Genomic DNA, 20,885 nt, shown 5'->3' with positions numbered 1-20,885 from the left:
CGGCTCCGGCTCCGGCTCCGGGTGCGGGTGCGCAGTGTCCCGCCGACTCGTCCGCCCAGGCGCTGTGCGCCTCGGTCACGTCCCCCCGCGGGTGGGAGGCCGCAGTGGTCGACGCCGGGCACCCGCCGTGCCTCACCGCCCTCGGCGCCGAACCGAGGGAGCGCGGCATTCCTGGTTCGGGGCGGTTGTCCGGCAGCGGCGGTGCGCGCCCCGTCCGAGCCGGAGTCGGGCCGTGCCGGCCTGCTTCCGCGGAGCCCCAGCAGGCCGATCGTTGACGGTGAGGTGCGCCGCCGTCAGTTCAGTCCGAGTACGCCCATGGTGTGCTCGGCCATGCGCTGCTGACCCAGGGCGTTGGGGTGGACGGGGACGAGGCTGTTCCCGAAGAGGAGGGGCTCGACCCAGCGGGTGCCGCCCGGCCTGCACGCGTCGTGCCCCTCGGACACCCGGGAGAAGTCCACGTAGGTGGCACCGGTCTCTTCGCTGGCGCGTTCGACCGCCGCGTTGAGGCGTGCCTGTATGCCGCGCACATAGGGCACGTCACCGGCGGCGACCGGCAGCTTGACGAAGCAGGACGGATCGGCCTCGGCCGGCATGATCCACGGGTAACCCAGAACCGCCACGCGGGCGTTGGGTGCCTTGGCCCGCACGGTCCGCAGGGCGGACTTGAGCGCCGGGTAGGTGTTCGCGTCGATCTGGTCGGTGAAGGACGTGCCGTACTCGTCCTTGCACGGGCTGCCCTTGCCGCCGCTGAGAGCTCCCGCGGTGCCACAGGCGGTCATGGCGTTGATGAAGGTGCCGTTGTCATTGCCGCCGATCGTCAGCGTCACCAGGTCGGTGTCCGTACCCAGTGCGTTCGTCTGCGGCGCGACCCCGGGGTACTGCGGCTCGGTGAAGTCCTTCGTCTGAGCGGCGCCGCAGGTCACGTCCTTCAACCGGGCGCCCGTCCGCGCGGTGATCACGTGGGGGTAGTTCACCGTGGAGCGCAGGCACAGCAGGTTGGTGGGGTCCACCGGCAACACACCCGAGCCGGCGCTGTAGCTGTCACCGAGAGCGACGTAGTCCAGCGGTGCGGAGGCATGTGCGGTGCCGTCGGTGAAGCTGAGAGCGAGTGCACCGACGAGTGCGAATGATGTGCTCATGACATTACGGAGAGCGTGCTTCGGCATGCGATCTCTCTTCTCGAAGGCGGATGCGGGGTGGCGGGCACAGCATTCAGCTGGGCGCGCCCAGGGCGAGAGCGGAACGGGCCGAGCACGAAAGGTGCTGGGACACGCGGCCGAGAACGGTCCTACCGAACGGTAATGTGCAGGCTTTTAGACAGGGAGTCAACAAAGGTGACCGAACTTCTTGAAAGACTTACAAAAAGCATCGGTTCCGCTCCCATCGACGTGCGAACCCACTTGCCGAGTCGCCCTCGTCGGACGCGTCCGGCAAGTGGGTTCGTGCGTCCGATGAGACCGGCACCCCCGGCCGGGACCCGTACGACACCGAGCGCAGGACCACCATGCACATCGACGGCTTCCGCGCCGCCCACCGGTTGCGGCTGCCGTTGTAGGCCGTTTCCCAGTCGCGGCACAGGATGAAAGAGGCTCGCTGAACCTGCTGCGGCACGACATCTCGCTTGCGGAAGGTGATCCCGGTGTTCATCCTCGTAGACGGCAAGGACGGCAAGTCGAACCTGGCGGTAACGCGTCGGCCCGTCCCGCCCTGCGCTCCCCGGTCACGAGATCGACCCGTGGGCGCGCATCGTCAACACCACAGGGAGCAGTGTGCCGCCTTTCGTCCACCGGATCACCAAGTACGACCCCGCCGATCGCGACGAGCACGGCCACTACCACGGCGTCGAGGAGCCGACCAGCGACCACGGGACAGTGGAATCGGCCTACTTGCAGGCTGTCGCCGCCTTCGCAGCGGCCTCGGGCATCGACCGCTTGGCCATCCGCGAGCCGCAGATCACCGGCATCGTCCACTTCGGCCTGGAGCCGGCCGTGGAGGGCCATGGCCTGAACGGTCTCTTCCCACCCGATCTCAGCGGATTCCACGACGGTGCGGAGATCTCCCTCCCCGTCGGGCTGGAGCTGGTGCGGGCCATGCTCCGCGACAACGGCGTCTGGTGCCGTCTGGAAGTCGAGAACAGGTTCGCCGTGCATGTCGGGTGGGACCAGTACGTCTACGTGAGCAGCGACAAGCCCTGCGAGGGCGCTCTTGCACGCACCCGGGCACTCGGGCTCTTCCCGGAACGACTGCAGGCGTCCCCCTACGAGGTGGACTTCGACGAACCCGGTGTGCAGCGCCCCGCCGACGAGGACTTCTGGGCTCGTTTGCGCTGGTCCGTCGCCGTGCGACAAGCGGTCGTGTTGGAGGAGGAGTACGTCGGGAACGCCTCCCGCTGGCACCGCCTCACGGAGCACACCCTCGACGCGGTACGCGCCGGCCTCACCCCACGTGCCAAGCTGACCGTCTGGTCGGACCTGTCCACCGACGTCGACGCCGTTCTCGCCACGCTCCCCGACGAAGGCACGGTGGAACTCGTGTGGGAAGACGGGAACGGGACGATCACCAGCACGATCGCCGACGAGACCGAGTACCGGGCGCTGGCCACCCGAGTGGCGGGTGCTCGGGCTGCCGCTGCCCTGCCCCTGGACGTCGACTCACGTCACCCGCTGTTCACCGCCGTGCTGCCCGACAACGACGGCGTTCTGCGGGCCCGGTGGAGGACCGAGCAGGCTCCCAGCGACCGGAACTGGGCCTTTCTGAAGACCCTCCGCCGCGGGCAGATCGTCACCGGCACGGTCACGGAGATCGCCGACTTCGGTGTCACCTTCGTGGACATCGGTGGCTTCACCGCAATGATCAACATTCCGGAGCTGTCCTGGAGGCGCATCGATCACCCGTCCGACGTCGTCACCGTCGGACAGCGGATCACGGCCGAGGTCCTCGACGTCGACATGGTGAGAGAGCGTGTGCCGTTGTCGTTGAAGGCATCGCAGGCGGACCCGATGCCGCAGTTCATCCAGCAGATCGGCCAGGTGGTGACCGGTGTCGTGACCAAAATTGTGCCGTTCGGCGTCTTCGTCCGTATCGAAGAACGAGAGGATGGCCTCGAAGGGCTCGTGCACACCACCGAACTGTCCGAGGAACCCGTCGCCGACCCCGAGGACCTGATCCAGGTCGGCAATCCTCTCGTCGTGAAGATCCTCGACGTCGATCCCACCCGGAGGCGCATCGCTCTCTCCCACCTGCAGGCCCTCGCGCACAAAGGACCTTGACCAGCCCGGGGTCATCGATTCCGCGGGATGACCGGCCAAGCCGACTCGACGACCGCCGTGCCCGTGGACCGCTATAGGTCCTGCTCTCCACCAGCCGGGAAACCACCGGCTGGGGCACCCCCGGGGACATGCGTCACCTTTCCGCTTGAGTGTCGTGGTGGGCGAGTGAGTTGATCGCGCCCTCTGCGTGCAAGCTCTCGCCGTCCGAATCGACCGGGACGCCGCATCCCGGCCCGCCGGGGTCACGGAGCACGAACACACAAGGTTCGCGTGTCGGGGTGTCGTCAGGGCTCCGCGTCAGGACGGGCGAGGACGCAGAACTCGTGGCCCTCCGGATCGGCCAGGCACGTCCACGGGACGTCCCCCTGGCCGAGGTCGAGGTCGGTGGCGCCGAGGGCCCGCAGCCGGGCCACCTCCGCCGCTTTGTCGTCACCGGGGTACGGCAGCAGGTCAAGATGGACGCGGTCCGGCACGGTCTTCACGCCGGGCGTGCGGAGGAACTCGAGATACGGGCCGACACCCCCGGCGGAACGGAACACCGCCTGGTCGTCGGTCACCTCGTGCAGGGTCCAGTCCATCGCCTCGCCCCAGAACCGGGCCATGGCCCGCGGGTCCGCGCAGTCGACCACCACCGCAGCGATGGGCCCGGTGTCCCGGTAGATCTCCCGGGGCTCCAGCACGCAGAACTCGTTGCCCTCGGGGTCGGCGAGGACCGTCCACGGCACTTTGCCCTGGCCCACGTGGGCGGGCGTCGCACCGAGGGCCCGGAGGCGCGCGACCAACTCCGCCTGGTGGGCCGCGGAGGTGGTGGCGAGATCGAGGTGCACACGGTTCTTCGTCGTCGTCTTGGGTTCCGGAACGGGAACGACGTCGATGCCGACGGCGACCGGATCCGGCCAGACGAGGCCGCCGGCCGGTCCGACGTAGGTGGTCACGCCGGGGCTGTAAGCACTCCAGCCGAGCGCCTCCGCCCAGAACCGGCCGACCGCCTGGGCATCGAGAGCCTTTATGTTCACCTGAACAGGACGCAGTGCCATGCCGACGATCCTATGCGCCCGCTCTGCACCAACATCCGCACCGTCGCCCACTCGGCGACCACGGGCCGGATGCCTCGCTTCCGCGGCAGCCGCCGGTGCTTGTCGTGGTGCTGGCCGCGGTCCGCGAAGAACACGTCCGGCCGTCTGCGTGGCCGCCCGACGACGCCGACCGTCAAGACGGCTCACCCGCTCTCCCCGGCGGGTCCTACGGACCCGACGTGAGGCACTGCAAGAGGTGTGACGTCGAGGAAGGGGGCGATGAATGAGTGGAGCGAACCCACTCGAGACGAGGAGTGTGCGCGTATGGGAACCGTCGTCCACGTCCCGCAGACCCGGGACATGGTCGGGGACGAACTCTCCGGCGACGAGGCGTTCGCCGCGCTGCGGCACTACGGAAGTCTGCGGTTGCTCACCGACTCCTTCGCCCGCTTCCGCTACGCGGACGGGTTCACCAACGCCCGGGCACTCGCCTTCCAAGTCGTCCTCGGTCTGGTGCCGTTCACCGTGGTGCTGGTGGGCCTGGCGACCTCGGCGCACACCGAGAGTGTGGGCCGGGTCGTCGAACTCACCCTCGGCCGGATCGTGCCCGGCGCCAGCGCCGGTCTCGTGCAGGACGCCTTCGACGGGACGCGGCGCAGTGCCCACGGCGACATCGCGGCCATGCTGGCCCTGTGGCTCGGTTTGGGCTTCGCCCTGTTGAACCTCGCCTCGGCCATGGGTCAGATCGAGCGGGGTGCCAACCGCATCTACGGCATCGAACGCGACCGCCCCTTCCCTCGTAAATACGGCAGGGCGGTCCTCCTCGCGCTCACGGCCGGTCTGCCGCTGATACTCGGTTTCGTCGTGCTCGTCGCCGGTGACGCCGTCGGCGACGCGGTGGCCCGCGTGGTCGGCGGGCCGGGCAGCGGTACGGGGTGGTGGGGCGCTCTCGATGTGCCGGTGGGGCTGGCGCTGGCGTGGATCGCCTCCGCGGTGATCTTCCGCTGGTCGCCCCGACGGGTCCAGCCCGGCTACACGTGGCTGGCTTTCGGCTCGGCCGTCCATCTCCTGCTGTGGGTCGCGGCGACGTGGCTGCTCGCGCTCTACGTCGAGGGGAGCGGCGCGTTCGGCGCCCTGTACGGGCCGCTCACCGCCTTCGTCGCCCTACTGCTGTGGGCCAACCTCACCGCCGTCGCCCTCTTTCTCGGCATCGCGTTCGCAGCCCAGTTGGAGGCGGCGCGTGCCGGTATCGACGCCGCGGTGCAGCCGGACCCCGGGCCGGGCCGCTGACCGGCGGGGAGGACACGCCCGCACCGGCAAGGGGCGCCATTGCCGTGGTGTCAGCTCTGCAGTCCCTGCCACGGCACCCCAGCGAAAGCAGCGCCCCCAAGGCGAGCCATGGCATCCTGGAGCGCTCACCGGCCGACGAACGGAGCCGACGGCGTGGCGGAGTGAGGGCGCGGCGGATTCGAGGGCTCGCGCCGCCCGCGGAGGGAGGCGGGCGGCGCGAGCGGCAGGGATTCCTCCGGTCAGGAGGCCACCAGGGTCCACTTCTGGTTGGAGGTGCCCGTACAGGTCCAGATCTGTGTACGGGTCCCGTCGGCCGAGGAGTTGTCCCGGACGTCCAGGCACTTGTCCGCGCCCGTGTTGACCACGTCATGGGTGGCGGCGTCGTAGGTCCAGCGCTGGGCGGCGGTGCCGTTGCAGGTGTAGAGCTGGACCGCGGCGCCGTCGGCCGTGGAACCGCCGGAGACGTCCAGGCACTTGCCGAGGGCGCGGAGGGTGCCGTCGGAGGCCAGGGTCCAACGCTGGGCGGCGGTGCCGTTGCAGGTGTAGAGCTGGACCGCGGCGCCGTCGGCGGTAGAACCACCGGAGACGTCCAGGCACTTGCCGGCCAGACCGGTGAGGGTGCCGGTGGTGCCGTTGCCGCCGCCGCTGCCGGGGGTGCCCGACCAGGTGAAGGTCGCGGTGGTGCGGGCGGGCAGGGTGTAGACGAAGGACTGGTTGCCCCAGTCGACCCGCACCGACCGGGGCGCGGTGCTTCCGTTGTGGGCGATCAGCGCCTTGGAGCCGTCGGGGTTGCGCCAGGCCACGTTGGGCACGGTGCCGGAGACGGTGGACGCGATGCGGTACGCGCCGGGCTTGACGAACTTCGTCAGGTGTCCGGTGGTGTAGTACTCGATCGTGTAATCGACCTGTCCGGCCCTCGAGCCGCCCTCCTGGACGGTGATCAGCCCGGTGCAGGTGCCGCAGCCGCCGTTGTGCGGGCCCATGTTCTGATTGAGTGCCAGGCTCCACTTGACCAGGCTGCTGCTCCAGTTGCGGGCGTAGTTGACGATGTCGGCCAGGTCCTCGTTGTGCTGGTTGGCGATCCAGGTGCCGCCGGAGTGCTCGGTGCTGAACTGCCGTACGTTCGGGTACTGGTTGTGGACCTGGGTGCCGACCGCCGGGTCACCGAAGTAGCCGTGCCAGGCGATGCCGCCGAAGAGCGGGTCGTTCCGCACCCCGGCGTCCGCGAGGACGGGGGCGCCGAAGTCCGCGTAGTCGCCGTAGTTCCAGTCGTGGATCAGGATCTTGGTGGTGATCCCGGCGGCGCGGAAGGCCGGGTAGACGTGGTTCTTGGTGAACTCGACCAGGCCCGAGGGGTTCCAGCTCATGCCGGGATAGTTCATCGCGGTCGGATTGCCCGCCTGGCAGCAGTTGGGTTCGTTCTGCACCGACAGATAGTCGACCTTCACACCGGCGGCCTGGTAGCTCTGGACGTACTTGACCAGGTACTGGGCGTACAGGGGGTAGTACTCCCACTTCAGCCAGCCCATCTGGTCCATGCGGCCGTTGTCCTTCATCCAGCCGGGCGCGCTCCACGGCACGCCCTTCACCCGCAGCGCCGGGTTGAGCTGCCTGGCCTGGACGGTGAGCAGCCGGACGCCGGTGTCGTAGCCGTTGGCGCCGAAGTCGGCGAGGTCGCAGCAGGTGTCGTCGAGCGAGACGTGGCCCGGCCTGGAGAGGTCGGAGGCGCCGATCGGGTTGCGGACGAAGGAGAGCCCGATGCCCTCGGTCGGCGAGAACAGCTTGCGCATCACGGCGTCGCGGGTCGAGGCGCTGACCGCGCCACCGCGCAGCAGGTGGGCGGTGGTGTCGGTGATGGACGCGCCGCCGCCTTCGAACTGCTGGTAGGTGGTGCTCTCGTCGACGGTGATGGTCTGGTCGGCGCCGCCGCCGGCGGGGCCGAAGCCGACCGGGCTCTGCTGGGCGAGTCCGCGGGTGACGTTGCGGCCGGCGGAGTCCGAGGTGGTGGTGAGCCAGACGTCGACGCGCTCGCCCGCCGCCGCGGCCCGCGGCGTCAGGCCGGGTGTCGCGGTGAACGCGAGGGCGAGCAGGAAGACGGTGGTCAGCGCGGCGGGGAGCCGTAAAGCGGGGAGTGCGCCACGGAGCGGACGGGATCTGCAGGACGAGGTCATGATCCGGCCTTTCGGTACAGGTGCCCGCGCCTTCACCGCATGAGGGTGCGGCGCAGCAAGCCCGGGGTGGGGGGAAGTGGTCCGGTCGTGAAGGCAGGAGGAGGCAGAGGTGGGGAGTAACTCAAACGGCTTAACTCAAGGCGTGATTAAACTGAGGCCTCACACGCTCGTCAATAAGGGGCGTTGAGATTCTCGAGCCGGGTCCGCGAGGATCCGGCCTCTTCCCGACAACAGTTGAGGGACGCGCCTGCCGCATGCCGTCGCGGCACCGGCACGACCGCGCCGCGCGGGGCCCGCTACACGATGCACCAGAACTACCGTCCCACCGCCGTGACCTGGAGCCGGCGACGCGGCTGGCGTATGCGGCGGTGGAGGAGGAGTGGCACCGGTTCGTCTCCCGTGCCGGCCCCCGCCAGTGTTGCAGGTGTTCGGGTTTCCGCCGCCGGGCCATCCGTACTGGACTCCCCAGACGCGGGCCGGCATGTCTTTACGGCACAGTGACCACGGCTTTGCCGCGGGCATGGCCCTGCTCCACATGGCGCACGCCCTCGGCCACGTCGGTCAGCGGATAGGTCCGGTCCACGACCGGGACGAGCTTGCCGGCCTCGATGAGCGCGGTGACGGCGAGCAGGTCCTCGTGGGTCGGCCCGGCCGGTGCCGCGGGGAGGATGGGGCGGAGCTGCTGCCGGACGAATGCGTTGACCGCGACCAGATGCAGCATGGAGCCCACCGCCCCGAACACGTGGCCGGGCGAGCCGCCGCCGTTGGCCACCAGGGTCCCTGTCGGGGTGAGCACCCGGCGTAGCCGGCTCAGCGGGCGGTTGCCCACGTTGTCCAGGATCACGTCGTAGCGCACGCGGGCATCGGTGAAGTCCTCCCGGGTGTAGTCGACGACGTGCGCGGCGCCCAGTGAGCGCACCAGCTCGACGTTGCGGGTGCTGCATACCCCGGTGACCTCCGCGTCCAGGGCCGCGGCGATCTGCACGGCGTACGTGCCCACGCCACCGCCGGCCCCGTTGACCAGCACCCGCTGCCCGGCCTGCGCACGACCGACGGTGCGGACGCCGCGCAAAGCGGTCACCGCCCCCATCGGCACGGCCGCGGCCTGCTCAAAGGTCAGGCTCGCCGGCTTGGACACCAACAGGTCCGCGGTGGTGCACGCGTACTCGGCGAAGGAGCCCGGGCAAAAGCCCAGCACCTCGTCGCCGGGGCGCAGCCCGCGCACGTCGGCGCCGACCTCCTCCACCCGTCCCGCCGCGTCGATCCCGGCCACCTGCGACTTCGGCCGGATCAGCCCCGTGCCTCCCGTCAGCCGTGCCACGAACGGGTCACCGCGCATCATGTGCCAGTCGTAGGGATTGAGCGCGGCGGCGCGCACCCGCACCAACACCTGGTCGGCCCCGACCTCGGGCCGGTCGGTCTCCACCAGTTGCAGGACGTCCGGCGGGCCGAACCGCTCCTGGACGATCGCCTTCATCGGGTCTCCCCCATCACCTCGTGATCGATCCACGGCGGCGGTGTACGGCGTGCATCCCTGGCGGCACCGTAGGTGTAGGTCGTACACCGTTCAAGGGGGTGCGGAGGACCGACTTCGAAGCGCACCGCGTAGACCGCCGCCGCATCCTCCGCCCCGCCCACCACTGGTCGTGGGCCCACGGCATCACGGCCGCCCTCGACCGGCTCGCCCAACTGCCCAACCCAAGCCGACCGGTAGATCCCCCCACCCCAACGGCAGCACCACCCGACCCGGCCCCGTGGAACCCGGAGCCGACCCGGCGCGACAACCGGGCCGCCGGCGTACCCGACGTCAGCCGTACAAAGCGAAACGGCCCGCCGAATCGGTCGACGGACCGTCATGCAAGATCGAGGCTGAGGAGGGTTCCAAGGCGATCCGCCCCGCCACCGCACCGAGGTCCGTGGAACGACGAACGATCCTCCGGGAACCCATTGGGTGAATCCGGAACGGGTGAAGACACGACACCACGGGTTCCCTCTCAGTAACACGAACCTGCTCCGCATATCCGGCGCCGTGGCCGGTACAACCGAGTCCCCCGGCATCGATGACTCCTGGTGTCGCGCCACCGTGACAGAGCCGAGTGGCACCCCGTCGGTGGACGACAGAGACTGGAGCGTGATGGTTCCGTGAGTGCTCGAGGAGCTTGCATGCTGGAGAAGCCTGCCGAGTCCCTGACGACCGGGCCGGATGAAACCGGAGTAGTCAACCACAAAACGTACGGCCCGTCAAAAGAAAGCAGCCCATCGACAGAAACGGAAAGGGACCTCGCCGAGGTGCTCGCCGGTGTCGTGTGCGTCGAGCAGGTGTCCGTCGACAGTAATTTCTTCGACGACCTCGGGGCCAACTCATTGGTGATGACACAGTTCTGCGCACGCGTCAGGAAACGGCCGGATCTACCGCCGGTTTCGATAAAGGACATCTACCGTCATCCGACGATCCGCAGCCTGGCAACGGCGGTCACCGACACCCATGTCGAAAACGGCGCCACTGCCACGCCCGCCCCCGTCGGCTCACCGGACCCGGCATCCCCGGAGGCTGCCACTCCAGCCAGCACGCTGAAATACACCTTCTGCGGAGTGCTGCAGTTCCTGCTTTTCCTGGGATACTCCTTCATCGCGTCGATCATCACCGCACATGGCTATGCATGGATATCCGACGGCTCGAACGTGACGGACATTTACCTGCGTTCGGTCATCTTCGGCGGCGTCGGCTTCGTCGGCATGTGCACTTTCCCGATCGCGGCCAAGTGGATCCTCATCGGCCGGTGGAAGGAACGTGATTTCCCGGTCTGGGGTCTGACTTATCTGCGCTTCTGGACCGTCAAGGTGCTGCTCCACGCGAACCCGATGGTCTTCTTCGTCGGCAATCCCCTGTACGTGCTCTACCTGCGGGCACTCGGCGCGCGCATCGGCGCGGGTGTCACCATCCTCTCGCGCAACGTTCCGGTCTGCACCGACCTGCTCACGATCGGCGCCGGCACGGTGATCCGCAAGGAGTCGTTCTTCCTCTGCTACCGGGCGCACGCCGGCCGTATCCAGACGGGTCCGGTCACCCTTGGCCGAAATGTGTTCATCGGTGAGAAGACCGTGCTCGACATCGCCACGTCGATGGGCGACGGGGCACAGCTCGGCCATACGTCATCACTGCACAGCGGCCAGGCGGTCCCCAGCGACCAGCGGTGGCACGGTTCTCCGGCGCAGCGCACAGAGCTCGACTACGTGCGGGTCCCACCCGCCAGGTGCGGCACTTTGCGCCGGGTCGGCTTCGGCCTCGCCACAGTGGGTCAGCTGTTCCTCCTCATCGTGCCGTTGGCCGTCGGGGGGCTGTACATGCTGTTGGCGGAACTCCCGGCGCTGAACGACCGGCTGCAATCGGGCACGTCAGGAATCATGTCGTCCGAGCTCTATGTCGATGCGCTGATCGTGTCCGGCGTCCTGTTCTCCAGTTTCGTTTTCCTGGGCGTCGCCTTTCTGTTCACCGTGCCGCGTATGCTGAATCTGCTCATCAAGCCGGGCAAGGTATATCCGCTGTACGGCATTCATTACTCGACGCACCGGGCGATCGTACGCATCACCAACGTGAAGTTCTTCAAATGGCTCTTCGGTGACAGCTCCTACATCGTCCACTATCTGCGCGGTCTTGGATACGACCTGTCCCAGGTGGAGCAGACCGGGTCCAACTTCGGCACGGAGGTACAGCACGAGACCCCGTATCTGTGCTCTGTCGGCAGCGGTACGATGATCGCCGACGGTCTGTCGATCGTCAATGCAGACTTTTCGAGCACGTCTTTCCGGGTGTCCCGCGCGTCGATCGGGCGGCGCAATTTCCTCGGGAACAACATCGTGTATCCGTCTGGGGCGAAGACGGGCGACAACTGTCTCCTCGCGACGAAGGTGATGGTTCCACTCGATGGCGAGGTACGCGAGGGGGTGGGTCTGCTCGGCTCGCCGTGCTTCGAGATTCCCCGGTCGGTGGAGCGTGACTTGCGGTTCGACCACATGCGGACCGGGGACGAATTGCGCCGCAACCTCGCCGCCAAGAACCGCTTCAACATCCGGTCGATGATCCTCTTCCTGCTCGTACGGTGGGTCTTCTTCTTCATCCTCACGGTGATCGCCCTCGCGGATGTCGAACTGTACGGCTCCTTCGGATACGCAGCGATCGCGGCATTCCTGGTGTTCAGCCTGGTACTCACCCCCCTCTACTTCGTACTGGTGGAGCGTGCCATCGTGGCTTTCCGCGGGCTGCAACCGCAGTTGTGCTCCATCTACGACCCGTATTTCTGGTGGCACGAGCGCCTGTGGAAGGTTCCTGACGAATACCTCAACATCTTCAACGGCACTCCCTTCAAGAACGTGATCTGGCGGCTCCTCGGCGTACGGATCGGCAGCAGGATCTTCGACGACGGCTGCTATCTGACGGAGCGGATGCTCACCACCATCGGGAACGACTGCACCCTCAATGCGGGGAGCAAGATCCAATGCCACTCGCAGGAGGACGGCACCTTCAAGTCCGACCGCAGCACGATCGGGGACGGGTGCACCATCGGTGTCGGCTCCCACGTCCACTACGGAGTGACGATGGGTGACGGTTCAGTACTCGCGCCCGACTCCTTCCTCATGAAGGGCGAGGAAGTCCCGCAGCACGCGCGGTGGGGTGGGAACCCGGCCACGCAGACGAGGGATGCTCCCGGTCGGCCGCCGGCACTGGCGCGGCAAGGGTAGTGCAGGACCGTCGCGGTCACGCCGGCTCGATCGGCCGGGCAGACCGGTCCACCGGTCTGCTCTGCCGGTCTGCCGATCTGCCGGCAACAACGACGACAGAGGAGCCGACCCGGTGGGCGGCGACAGACATGGTGGTCACGGCGAGTGGAGAGGGGCTGATCGATGGCAACGCGAGTGGCGGACCGGGAGTTCTGGCACGAGGTGCTCGTCACCGGCGGATCCACCACGATCCCTCGATGGACGCTCCGTCCGACGGTGGGCGTCGACGAGCACGAGGCCACGATTCCGGACGACGTCATGAACGCCTTGCGCCGGTTGGCGGAGGAGCTCATGATGCCTCTCGACTCCGTGCTGCTGGCCGCGCACGCCAAGGTGCTCTCCGCGTTGTCGGGCGAGCACGACGTCACGACCGGCTACGTCGTGGAGGAGGGCGGCCGGCCGTTGCCCTGCCGACTGACGACCGCACCCACGTCATGGCGGGCGCTCCTGGTCGACACCCATCGCGTCGCGTCGGAACTGCTGTCGCACAAGGACTTTCCGGTCGACGAGCTCAGGCGCGAGCTGGGCCTCACCGAACCGTCGATCGAGACCGTCATCCATCCGAACCCGGCCTCCGGTCCCTGTCCGGCGGGCGTCGCCGACGATCTCGCCGGGGACACCGTGCTGCGGGTGGCGTTCTCGGAACACAGGGGCCGGCCCACGCTGCGACTGCGGTACCGGACCGACGTGGTCGACGCGGACTACGCCGCCAGGATCGCCGGTTACCACCTCACCGCGCTCGCACTCGTCGCAGCGGATCCGGATGCCGAGCACGCGCGGCAGAGTCTGTTGTCCGACGAGGAGCTCCGGCTCCAGCTCGAAGGGCTGTCCGGTCCGCGCCGTACCCTGCCGGACGCCCGGATGCACGAGTTGTTCGAACAGCGGGTGAAGCTGCACCCGCATGCCGTCGCGGCCGTGCACGGCGACCGGGAGTGGACCTACCAGGAGCTCAACGCCCGTGCCAACCGGCTGGGCCGAGCCCTGTTGGCGCGGGGGCTGCGACGCGAAGGGGTCGTCGCGGTGGTGACCGAGAGGAACCTGGACTGGATGGCCGCCGTCCTCGCGGTCTTCAAGGCCGGAGGCGTGTACCTGCCCATCGAGCCGCGGTTCCCGGCCGATCGCATCGCAGCCATGCTCTCCCGCGTCGAGTGCGGGCTCGTGCTCACCGAACCCGGAAGCACCGACTCGCTCGACCGGGCCCTGGACTCGCTACCGGGCGTCCGGAAGCTCCTCGTCGGTACGGCGTACGACGAGGGCGATCGCGACGACGACCCGGGCGTCGCCGTCGCACCGGACCAACTCGCCTACATCTACTTCACCTCCGGCTCCACCGGAGAGCCCAAGGGCGCGATGTGCGAGCACGCGGGCATGCTCAACCACCTCTACGCCAAGATCGAGGACCTGGAGCTCGACGTCGGCGAGGGACAGGTGGTCGCCCAGACCGCCCCGCAGTGCTTCGACATCTCGCTGTGGCAACTGTTGTCCGCCCTCCTGGTGGGTGGGCGGACCCTGCTGGTCGAGCAGGAGGTGATCCTGGACGTCCAGCGGTTCGTCGACAGGATCGCCCGCGGTCGGGTCACCGTGCTCCAGGTCGTGCCGTCGTACCTCGAAGTCGTCCTGGCGTATCTGGAGCAGCACCCGCGCGAACTGCCCGACCTGCGGTGCGTGTCCGTCACCGGTGAGGCGTTGAAGAAGGAGCTCACGCAGCGCTGGTTCGCGGCCGAGCCCGGTATCAAACTGGTCAACGCCTACGGCCTGACCGAGACCTGCGACGACACCAACCACGAGGTCCTGGACCGGGTGCCGGACCGCGAACGGGTCCCGCTCGGTCCTCCCGTCAACAATGTGCACGTCTACGTCGTCGACGAGCGGCTGTCACCGGTGCCGCTCGGCGCCCCCGGCGAGATCGTCTTCTCCGGCGTCTGCGTCGGCCGTGGATACGTCAACGACCCCGTCCGCACCGAGCAGGCCTTCATGCCCGATCCGCACCGCGCGGGAGCCCGGCTCTACCGCAGTGGCGACCACGGCCGCTGGCTGCCCGAGGGCAAGCTGGAGTTCCTCGGACGTCGCGACACCCAGGTCAAGATCCGTGGCTTCAGGATCGAGATCGGTGAGATCGAGAACACCCTCCTGCAGGTGCCCGGCGTCCGCGACGGCGCGGTGGTGGTCGCCGAGCGCCCCGACCGGAGCAAGCGCCTTGTGGCCTTCTACTCCGGCCCGAGACCGCTCCCCGTCGACGACCTACGGGGCCGGCTGGGTGAGTCGCTGCCGGAGTACATGGTGCCGTCGGCCTTCCACTGGCGGGAAAGGCTGCCGCTGACCGCCAACGGCAAGACGGACAGAAGGGCACTGGCGGCGCTCGTGGAAGAACCGGACGTCGCCGAGGGCGAGGAGAAGGGCCCCCACGCGCCGGGTACGCCGACCGAGCAGCGGCTGGCGGCCGCTTGGGCGAAGGTGCTCGGCATTCCGCGGGCTCAGATCGATCGACGGACCCACTTTTTCGACCGAGGCGGCACATCGCTGTCAGCCGTACAGCTGGTGATCGCCCTGGACCGCACGGTGTCGCTCAAGGACGTGACCCGACATCCGGTCCTCGCCGATCTGGCCGCGCTGGTCGACGGCAGGTCCGATCGGCGTTCCGGGCTGCTTCAGTCGCTGTGCGAACCGGACGGTGCGCCGGCCGGTGCCCTGGTGTGCTTCCCCTACGCCGGCGGCAACGCGGTGAACTTCCAGCCGATGGCCAAGGCGCTGCACGGCAGCGGGATCGCGGTCTACGCCGTCGAGCTGCCCGGTCACGACGTGGCCGCCGAGAGCGAGCCCTTCGCGTCGATGGCGGATGTGGTGGCTCAGGTCGTCGCCGAGATCATCGAGCGCGGCCTGCCCGGAGTCATGTTGTGGGGTCACTCGTCGGGAGCGGCTTTCGCCGTGGAGGCGGCCAGGCAGCTGGACGAGCACGGGGTGGACGTCCAACGGGTGTTCATCGGCGCGCAGTTGCTCGGCGACGCCGCTGACCGACGCGACGCCGTCACCGAGCTGACCGGGATGAACGACGCCGAGATCGCCGCGAAGCTGAGCGCGGACGGCGGCTACGCCGAGCTCCATGAGCTGGACGCGCGGCGCGCCGAGCACATCGGTGCGGCCTACCGGCACGACTGTGTGTCCGCACACCGCTATTTCGCAGATCTCCTCGACGCTCCCCCCGCGGTGAAGCTGTCCGTGCCGGTCACCGTGGTCGTCACCGCCGACGACCCGATCACGGCTGGCCACTCGCGACGCCACCGCGACTGGGAGCTCCTCGCGGCCCACGTCGACCTGCACGAACTCGCCGAGGGCGGCCACTACTTCCCGCGCAGTTGTCCGACCGAGGCAGCTCAGGTCGTGCTGCGCGCCGCCGAACCACTGCCTTCTTCCTGAGCGGCACACACAGCCGCACACCGAAAGGAGAACAGGATGTCCTCCATATCCCCGGCGTCGCTGCTCGAGGAGATCGAACTCCAACCCGGCCGACCTCCGATACTGCGGGCCGAGACCACCAGTGACGCGCCTCGCTGGGCAGCCGAGCACCGGGAGGCGCTGCGCGCCGTCGTCGCCGAGCACGGCTGTGTCCTGATCCGCGGCCTCGGGCTGTGCGATGTGGCCGGGGCCGGCGCCGTCTTCGAGCGGCTGAGTACCGGGCTGATGGCCGAGAGGGAGGCTTTCGCGCCCCGGCGGACCTACGCCGACGGCGTGTACTCCTCGGCTCAGTGGCCGCCGAGCCAGCCGATGTGCATGCACCATGAACAGAGTTACACGCTCGAGTTCCCCGGGCTGATGCTGTTCGCCTGCCTCACCGCGCCCGACCGGGGCGGGGCGACCGGAGTGGCTGACGCGGCGACCGTGCTCGAGGAACTGCCCACCGCGTTGACCGAGCGGTTCGAGCGGGAGGGCTGGCTGCTCACCCGGAGCTACAACGACGAGATCGGGTCGTCCCTCGTCGAGGCGTTCGGCACCGACGAGCGGGGCGCTGTCGAGCGTTACTGCCGCGCCAACGCGATCGAGTTCGCCTGGCAACCCGACGGGACCCTGCGCACCAGGCAGCGCCGCAGCGCCGTGATGCGCCATCCGGTCAACGGGCGACGCTGCTGGTTCAACCAGGTCGCGTTCCTCAACGAGTGGACGTTGGCCCCCGAGGTCCGCGAGTACCTCGTCGAGGTCTACGGCGCCGACGGGCTGCCGTTCAACACCCGTTTCGGAAACGGCGACCCGATCGGCGAGGGCGTGGTGCAGTTGCTCAACAAGGTCTACGAGGCCAACACCGTACGCGAGCCGTGGCGGACCGGCGATCTGATGCTCGTCGACAACATACGCACCGCGCACAGCAGGGAGCCCTACGAGGGACCGCGCGACGTGCTCGTCGCGATGGCCGACCCGGTGCGACTGTCCGACTGCTCGCCGACCTTCGAGGTGACCGCCCGATGACCAGTGTCCCCACCACCGTGACGGCGTCCGCGACAGGGGAGCCGCCCCCCGTGCGGCCCTTCGCGGTGATCTCCGGTGCCCAGGTCCAGCAGGTGCTGGAGGGGCGCGAGAAGCAGATCGTCGAGTTGACCGAGGCCACCTACCGGCTGCACGGCGCCGGTGACTCGGTGAACCCGCCGTCGTACTTCCTGCGTTTCCCCGACCGCCCGACCTCCCGGATCATCGCGCTGCCGGCCTCGATCGGCGGGCACGTACGGGTGGACGGCGTGAAGTGGATCTCCAGCTTCCCGGAGAACGTTCAGGCCGGCATCCCGAGGGCGTCCGCCGTACTGATCCTCAACGACCAGGACACCGGGTACCCGTTCGCCTGCCTGGAGAGTTCCATCATCAGCGCCACCAGGACGGCCGCGTCCGCGGCGCTGGCCGCGGATCGGCTCAGCCGGAACCGGCCGCGCCCCCCGCGCGTCGGGTTCTGCGGGACGGGCCTGATCGCCCGCTACATCCACACGTTCCTGGCCGGCAACGGCTGGTCGTTCGACGAGACGGGCGTGTACGACCTGGCCGCCGACAGCGCGGCCGGGTTCCGCCGCTACCTCGAGCAGTCGGGCGCCACCGGCCGGATCACGGTGCACCACAGCGCCGAGAAGCTGATCCGCGACAGCGACCTGGTGGTCTTCGCCACCGTCGCCGGTGAACCGCATGTCAGCGACCCTGCGTGGTTCTCGCACAATCCCGTGGTTCTGCACGTGTCCCTGCGCGACCTCGCGCCGGAGGTCATTCTCGCTTCGACCAACATCGTGGACGACGTCGAGCACTGTCTGAAGGCCGACACCTCGCCGCATCTGGCCGAGCAGCTCACGGGCGACCGGGACTTCCTGCACGGGACGTTGGACGACGTGATGACCGGGCGGGTGACGGTGCCGGCGGACCGGCCGGTGGTGTTCTCACCCTTCGGCCTCGGGGTCCTCGACCTCGCGGTCGGGAAGTACGTCTACGACGAAATGGCCCGCTCCGGAGAACTGCACGTCATCGACAACTTCTTCCACGAACTGCGCCGTTACGGATGACCGTCCGAGAGCGCCCCGCTGCAGATGAGGAGGAGGCCGTCATGCCCGTCATATCTGCTCCCCACGCCTTCAACGAGTCCCAGCTCTATGTCGATCTCGAGCCCACCTTCGGGTGCTCCCTGCTCCTGAAGTGTGAGGGCTTCAACTTCGCCGGCTCGATCAAGCTGAAGGCCGCAAGCGAGATGGTGGAGAGCGCCGAGCGGGACGGGGACCTCAAGCCGGAGTCGATCCTGGTCGAATCATCGTCCGGCAACCTCGGCGTAGCGCTGAGCATGATCGCGGCGAGCAAGGGCTACCGGTTCCTGTGCGTGACGGACTCCCGCTGCAACCTGTCGACCAGACTCCTGATGGAGGCGTTGGGCAGCCGGGTGCACATCATCGCCGGCAGGGAAGCCAAAGGCGGCTTCCTGGGCGCGCGGATCGACTACGTCCGTGCGCTGTGCGATTCCGATGACCGGTATGTGTGGCTCAGTCAGTACACCAATCCGAGCAACTGGAAGGCGCACTACCGCAAGACGGCGCCGGAAATCGCCCAGCACTTCCCGCGCCTGGACGTACTGTTCGTCGGCGCCGGCACCACCGGAACCCTGATGGGCTGCGCACGCTACTTCCGCCAGTGGCACCGGCCGGTACGGATCGTCGCAGTGGACAGCGTCGGCTCGGTGACCTTCGGTGGTCCGCCGGGCCGCCGCATGATACCCGGGCTCGGCATGAGCATGCCTCCGCCGCTCCTCGACGAGTCCTACGTGGACGAGGTGATACGCGTCGAGGAGACGGACACCATCCGTACGTGTCATCGCCTGGCCAGGAGCGGGTTCCTCTTCGGCGGCTCCACCGGCACGGTCGTCAGCGGCGCGATGCGTTGGCTGGACGACCATGACACGCGTGGACTCACCGCGGTGGCCATTGCCCCGGATCTCGGCGAGCGCTATCTCGACACCATTTACCAGTCCAATTGGCTGCACGACCTCTACGGCGAGGACATACTCGGCCCCGATGAAACGGCCGACGATCCCCGGGCGACCGGCCCCGTCACCGCGTTCCAGGAGAGCCGCCCACCGCACCCGCCCGCGAACCGGTGACGGCGGCGGTGACGAACACCGTCAGCACCAGGACCGAGGAGTGCGGGTGTTCTGCCCGCACGGGGAGCACGGCAGATGTGAGCACCGAGCCGCACCGGAGTCCTCGGCGTCCCACCGCCGACCGCGCCCGAGCTCGCTGTCGACCCGTTTCCTCCCCCCTCGAAGGTGGGCCACGGGGCCGGTGGGGCAAGGTCCTGGCCGGCGCAGCTCAGTCGGACGGATGGAGAGTGGCGCTGGCCACGACCGAGCGGTCGGCCGCGAGCAGGTGCACCTTGGTCACGGGCTGTGAGCCGGCGGGGTAGGGGGCGACCCATTGGGCGTAGCCGGAGGCCAGGGAGAAGGTGCCGATGGTGGTGGTGGAGCCGTCCGCCCGTTCGATCTGGCAGGTGACCGTGCCGTGCAGGGACGCCCGGGCGTGGGCGGGGAGGTCGTCGGCGTCCACCGACATGTACATCCAGTGCGGCCGACCCGTGTAGGCGAAGACGCGTCCGATGTCCTGACTGTGGGAGGTGAGGTCGGCGCTGAGCAGCCTGTCGGGCCGGGCGGGGCCGGTGTCGGACGGTGAGGACGCGGAGGTGACGCCGATCGCCCATCCGCCCATGGCCAGCGACGCGGCCGCCACCGCGGCTGCGAGGCCGAGGGCGAACCGTTGGCGCAGTGTCCGGCGACGGCGCCGGGGCGACAGTCCGATGCGCTGGAGCACGCGGGTTTCGAAGCCCCCCGGCGGCTCGCGTCCGGGAATCAGGTGGAGCAGTTCGTCGGCCGTGCGCGCCAGCTCCCGGACGTTCTCCAGGCAGGAGGGACAGCGCTGCAGGTGGGCCAGGGCCGCGGCGCGCTCCTGGGCGGGCAGTACTCCCAGTGCCATTTCGGCGGCGATGTCCCGCAGCCGCTGGCACGCGAACGTGTCGTCGCCGGTCATGATGTCGTGTCCTGCCTGTGTGTCAGGGCCTCGCGCAGCTTGGCCAGCGCCGTCCTGATCCGGGTCTTGGCGGTGCCGAGGGGTACCTGCTCCAGGTCCGCCACTTGCTGTGCGGTCATTCCGTAGATGCCGGCCATGACGATGGCGCGGGCCTGGCCCGGCGGCAGCTCCGCGATGGCCCGCCGCAACTCGGCCGACTCCTCGTCCGCCACCGCCAGCCGCTCGGGGGTGTCGGTGATCGCTTCCAGCAGCGGTGCCATCCGGGTGGGCTCCACGGGGACGGCTCGGCGGGAGCGCACGGCGTCGATCGCCAGGTTGTGGGCGATGGCCGTCAACCAGGCACGGACCGATCCGCGGCGCGGGTCGTAGACCTGGGCGTGGCGCCAGGCCTGCTCGAAGGTCTGCTGGGCCACGTCCTCCGCGAGCTGGGCGTCGCCGGTGACCGTCATGGCCACCCCGAAGACCTTCTGCTGGAACCGGCGGACGAACGCCACCGCGAACTCGGGGTCGCCGGTCGTCAGTCCCGCCAGCAGCGCTTCATCGGGCATCTGCTCCAGAGAAAGCCCCAAAGGGTGCATATTTCTAATACGTAGCATCCTCACGGAGGGATTGTCCGGTGGTCGGCTCGGGTGGTGCCGGCGGTTCCACATCCCTGCGGTGGGAGGGCAGCAGCGCGTCGAACGCGGTGGCGAGGGAAGCGATCCCCGGCCGGGCGGCGGGATCCGGTTCCAGGCAGGCGTCGATCGCGCCGGCGAGCGCACGCGGCAGGCGGCGCCGGGTGCCCACAGGTGCGGCCCTGCCCTCCAGTTGCGGGTACCGGCGCTGTCGGCCGCG

The 20,885-nt window shown here is 68.8% G+C and carries 13 protein-coding genes and 1 pseudogene; 7 read left to right on the top strand and 7 right to left on the bottom strand.

Going from position 1 to position 20,885, the window contains the following annotated elements; translation table 11 throughout:
* Positions 1-293 precede the first annotated feature (293 nt).
* Complete coding sequence (locus B7L92_RS08975; protein WP_081236909.1) at positions 294-1,166, bottom strand: SGNH/GDSL hydrolase family protein; 873 nt, start codon at positions 1,164-1,166, stop codon at positions 294-296.
* Positions 1,167-1,769: 603 nt separating this feature from the next.
* On the opposite strand from B7L92_RS08975, the gene B7L92_RS08970 reads away from it, so the two are divergent.
* The gene (locus B7L92_RS08970) at positions 1,770-3,269 is read left to right on the top strand and encodes a S1 RNA-binding domain-containing protein (protein ID WP_081236908.1); all 1,500 of its coding nucleotides are present in this window, start codon (positions 1,770-1,772) and stop codon (positions 3,267-3,269) included.
* Between the two features lie 284 nt (positions 3,270-3,553).
* Here the strand turns inward: B7L92_RS08970 and B7L92_RS08965 are convergent, their stop codons facing one another.
* Positions 3,554-4,306 carry a VOC family protein gene (locus tag B7L92_RS08965; RefSeq protein ID WP_081236907.1) on the bottom strand — a complete coding sequence of 251 codons (753 nt, stop codon included), beginning with the start codon at positions 4,304-4,306 and terminating at the stop codon, positions 3,554-3,556.
* A 303-nt stretch (positions 4,307-4,609) separates the two neighbouring features.
* On the opposite strand from B7L92_RS08965, the gene B7L92_RS08960 reads away from it, so the two are divergent.
* On the top strand, positions 4,610-5,575 hold the full coding sequence (locus B7L92_RS08960; RefSeq protein WP_081236906.1) for a YihY/virulence factor BrkB family protein: 966 nt from the start codon (positions 4,610-4,612) through the stop codon (positions 5,573-5,575).
* 239 nt (positions 5,576-5,814) lie between these two features.
* Here B7L92_RS08960 and B7L92_RS08955 read toward each other — a convergent pair whose 3' ends face one another.
* Both B7L92_RS08955 and B7L92_RS08950 read right to left on the bottom strand, forming a co-directional pair.
* Complete coding sequence (locus B7L92_RS08955; protein ID WP_081236905.1) at positions 5,815-7,746, bottom strand: lectin; 1,932 nt, start codon at positions 7,744-7,746, stop codon at positions 5,815-5,817.
* A 487-nt stretch (positions 7,747-8,233) separates the two neighbouring features.
* Positions 8,234-9,223: an NAD(P)-dependent alcohol dehydrogenase gene (locus tag B7L92_RS08950; protein WP_081236904.1), complete on the bottom strand. Its 990-nt coding sequence runs from the start codon at positions 9,221-9,223 to the stop codon at positions 8,234-8,236.
* A 686-nt stretch (positions 9,224-9,909) separates the two neighbouring features.
* Here B7L92_RS08950 and B7L92_RS08940 point away from each other — a divergent pair.
* The 5 genes from B7L92_RS08940 (at position 9,910) to sbnA (ending at position 19,132) form a co-directional block, all read left to right on the top strand.
* Positions 9,910-12,486 (top strand): Pls/PosA family non-ribosomal peptide synthetase, encoded by a 2,577-nt coding sequence (locus tag B7L92_RS08940; protein WP_081236902.1) that lies wholly within the window; start codon positions 9,910-9,912, stop codon positions 12,484-12,486.
* Between the two features lie 162 nt (positions 12,487-12,648).
* A complete protein-coding gene (locus B7L92_RS08935) occupies positions 12,649-15,939 on the top strand; it encodes a non-ribosomal peptide synthetase (RefSeq protein ID WP_081236901.1) in 3,291 nt (1,096 codons plus the stop codon).
* Positions 15,940-15,975: 36 nt separating this feature from the next.
* Positions 15,976-16,983: a TauD/TfdA family dioxygenase gene (locus B7L92_RS08930; RefSeq protein WP_081236900.1), complete on the top strand. Its 1,008-nt coding sequence runs from the start codon at positions 15,976-15,978 to the stop codon at positions 16,981-16,983.
* Positions 16,980-18,050 carry a 2,3-diaminopropionate biosynthesis protein SbnB gene (sbnB, locus tag B7L92_RS08925; RefSeq protein ID WP_081236899.1) on the top strand — a complete coding sequence of 357 codons (1,071 nt, stop codon included), beginning with the start codon at positions 16,980-16,982 and terminating at the stop codon, positions 18,048-18,050. The genes B7L92_RS08930 and sbnB overlap by 4 nt, the downstream gene beginning before the upstream one ends.
* 41 nt (positions 18,051-18,091) lie before the next feature.
* Positions 18,092-19,132, top strand: coding sequence for a 2,3-diaminopropionate biosynthesis protein SbnA (gene sbnA / locus B7L92_RS08920; RefSeq protein WP_081236898.1), 1,041 nt, complete (start codon positions 18,092-18,094; stop codon positions 19,130-19,132).
* Between the two features lie 208 nt (positions 19,133-19,340).
* Here sbnA and B7L92_RS08915 read toward each other — a convergent pair whose 3' ends face one another.
* From B7L92_RS08915 to B7L92_RS41560, 3 genes and pseudogenes are all read right to left on the bottom strand, one after another.
* Positions 19,341-20,051, bottom strand: coding sequence for a hypothetical protein (locus B7L92_RS08915; RefSeq protein ID WP_081236897.1), 711 nt, complete (start codon positions 20,049-20,051; stop codon positions 19,341-19,343).
* Positions 20,048-20,599 (bottom strand): RNA polymerase sigma factor, encoded by a 552-nt coding sequence (locus tag B7L92_RS08910; RefSeq protein ID WP_438363978.1) that lies wholly within the window; start codon positions 20,597-20,599, stop codon positions 20,048-20,050. The genes B7L92_RS08915 and B7L92_RS08910 overlap by 4 nt, the downstream gene beginning before the upstream one ends.
* Positions 20,600-20,633: 34 nt before the next feature.
* A pseudogene (locus tag B7L92_RS41560) lies at positions 20,634-20,885 on the bottom strand (serine/threonine-protein kinase); the annotation flags it as partial.

This window comes from Streptomyces viridosporus (assembly GCF_002078235.1).
In the GTDB taxonomy this organism is placed as follows: Bacteria; Actinomycetota; Actinomycetes; order Streptomycetales; family Streptomycetaceae; genus Streptomyces; species Streptomyces viridosporus.
This window is presented reverse-complemented; position numbering and strand designations above follow the sequence as displayed.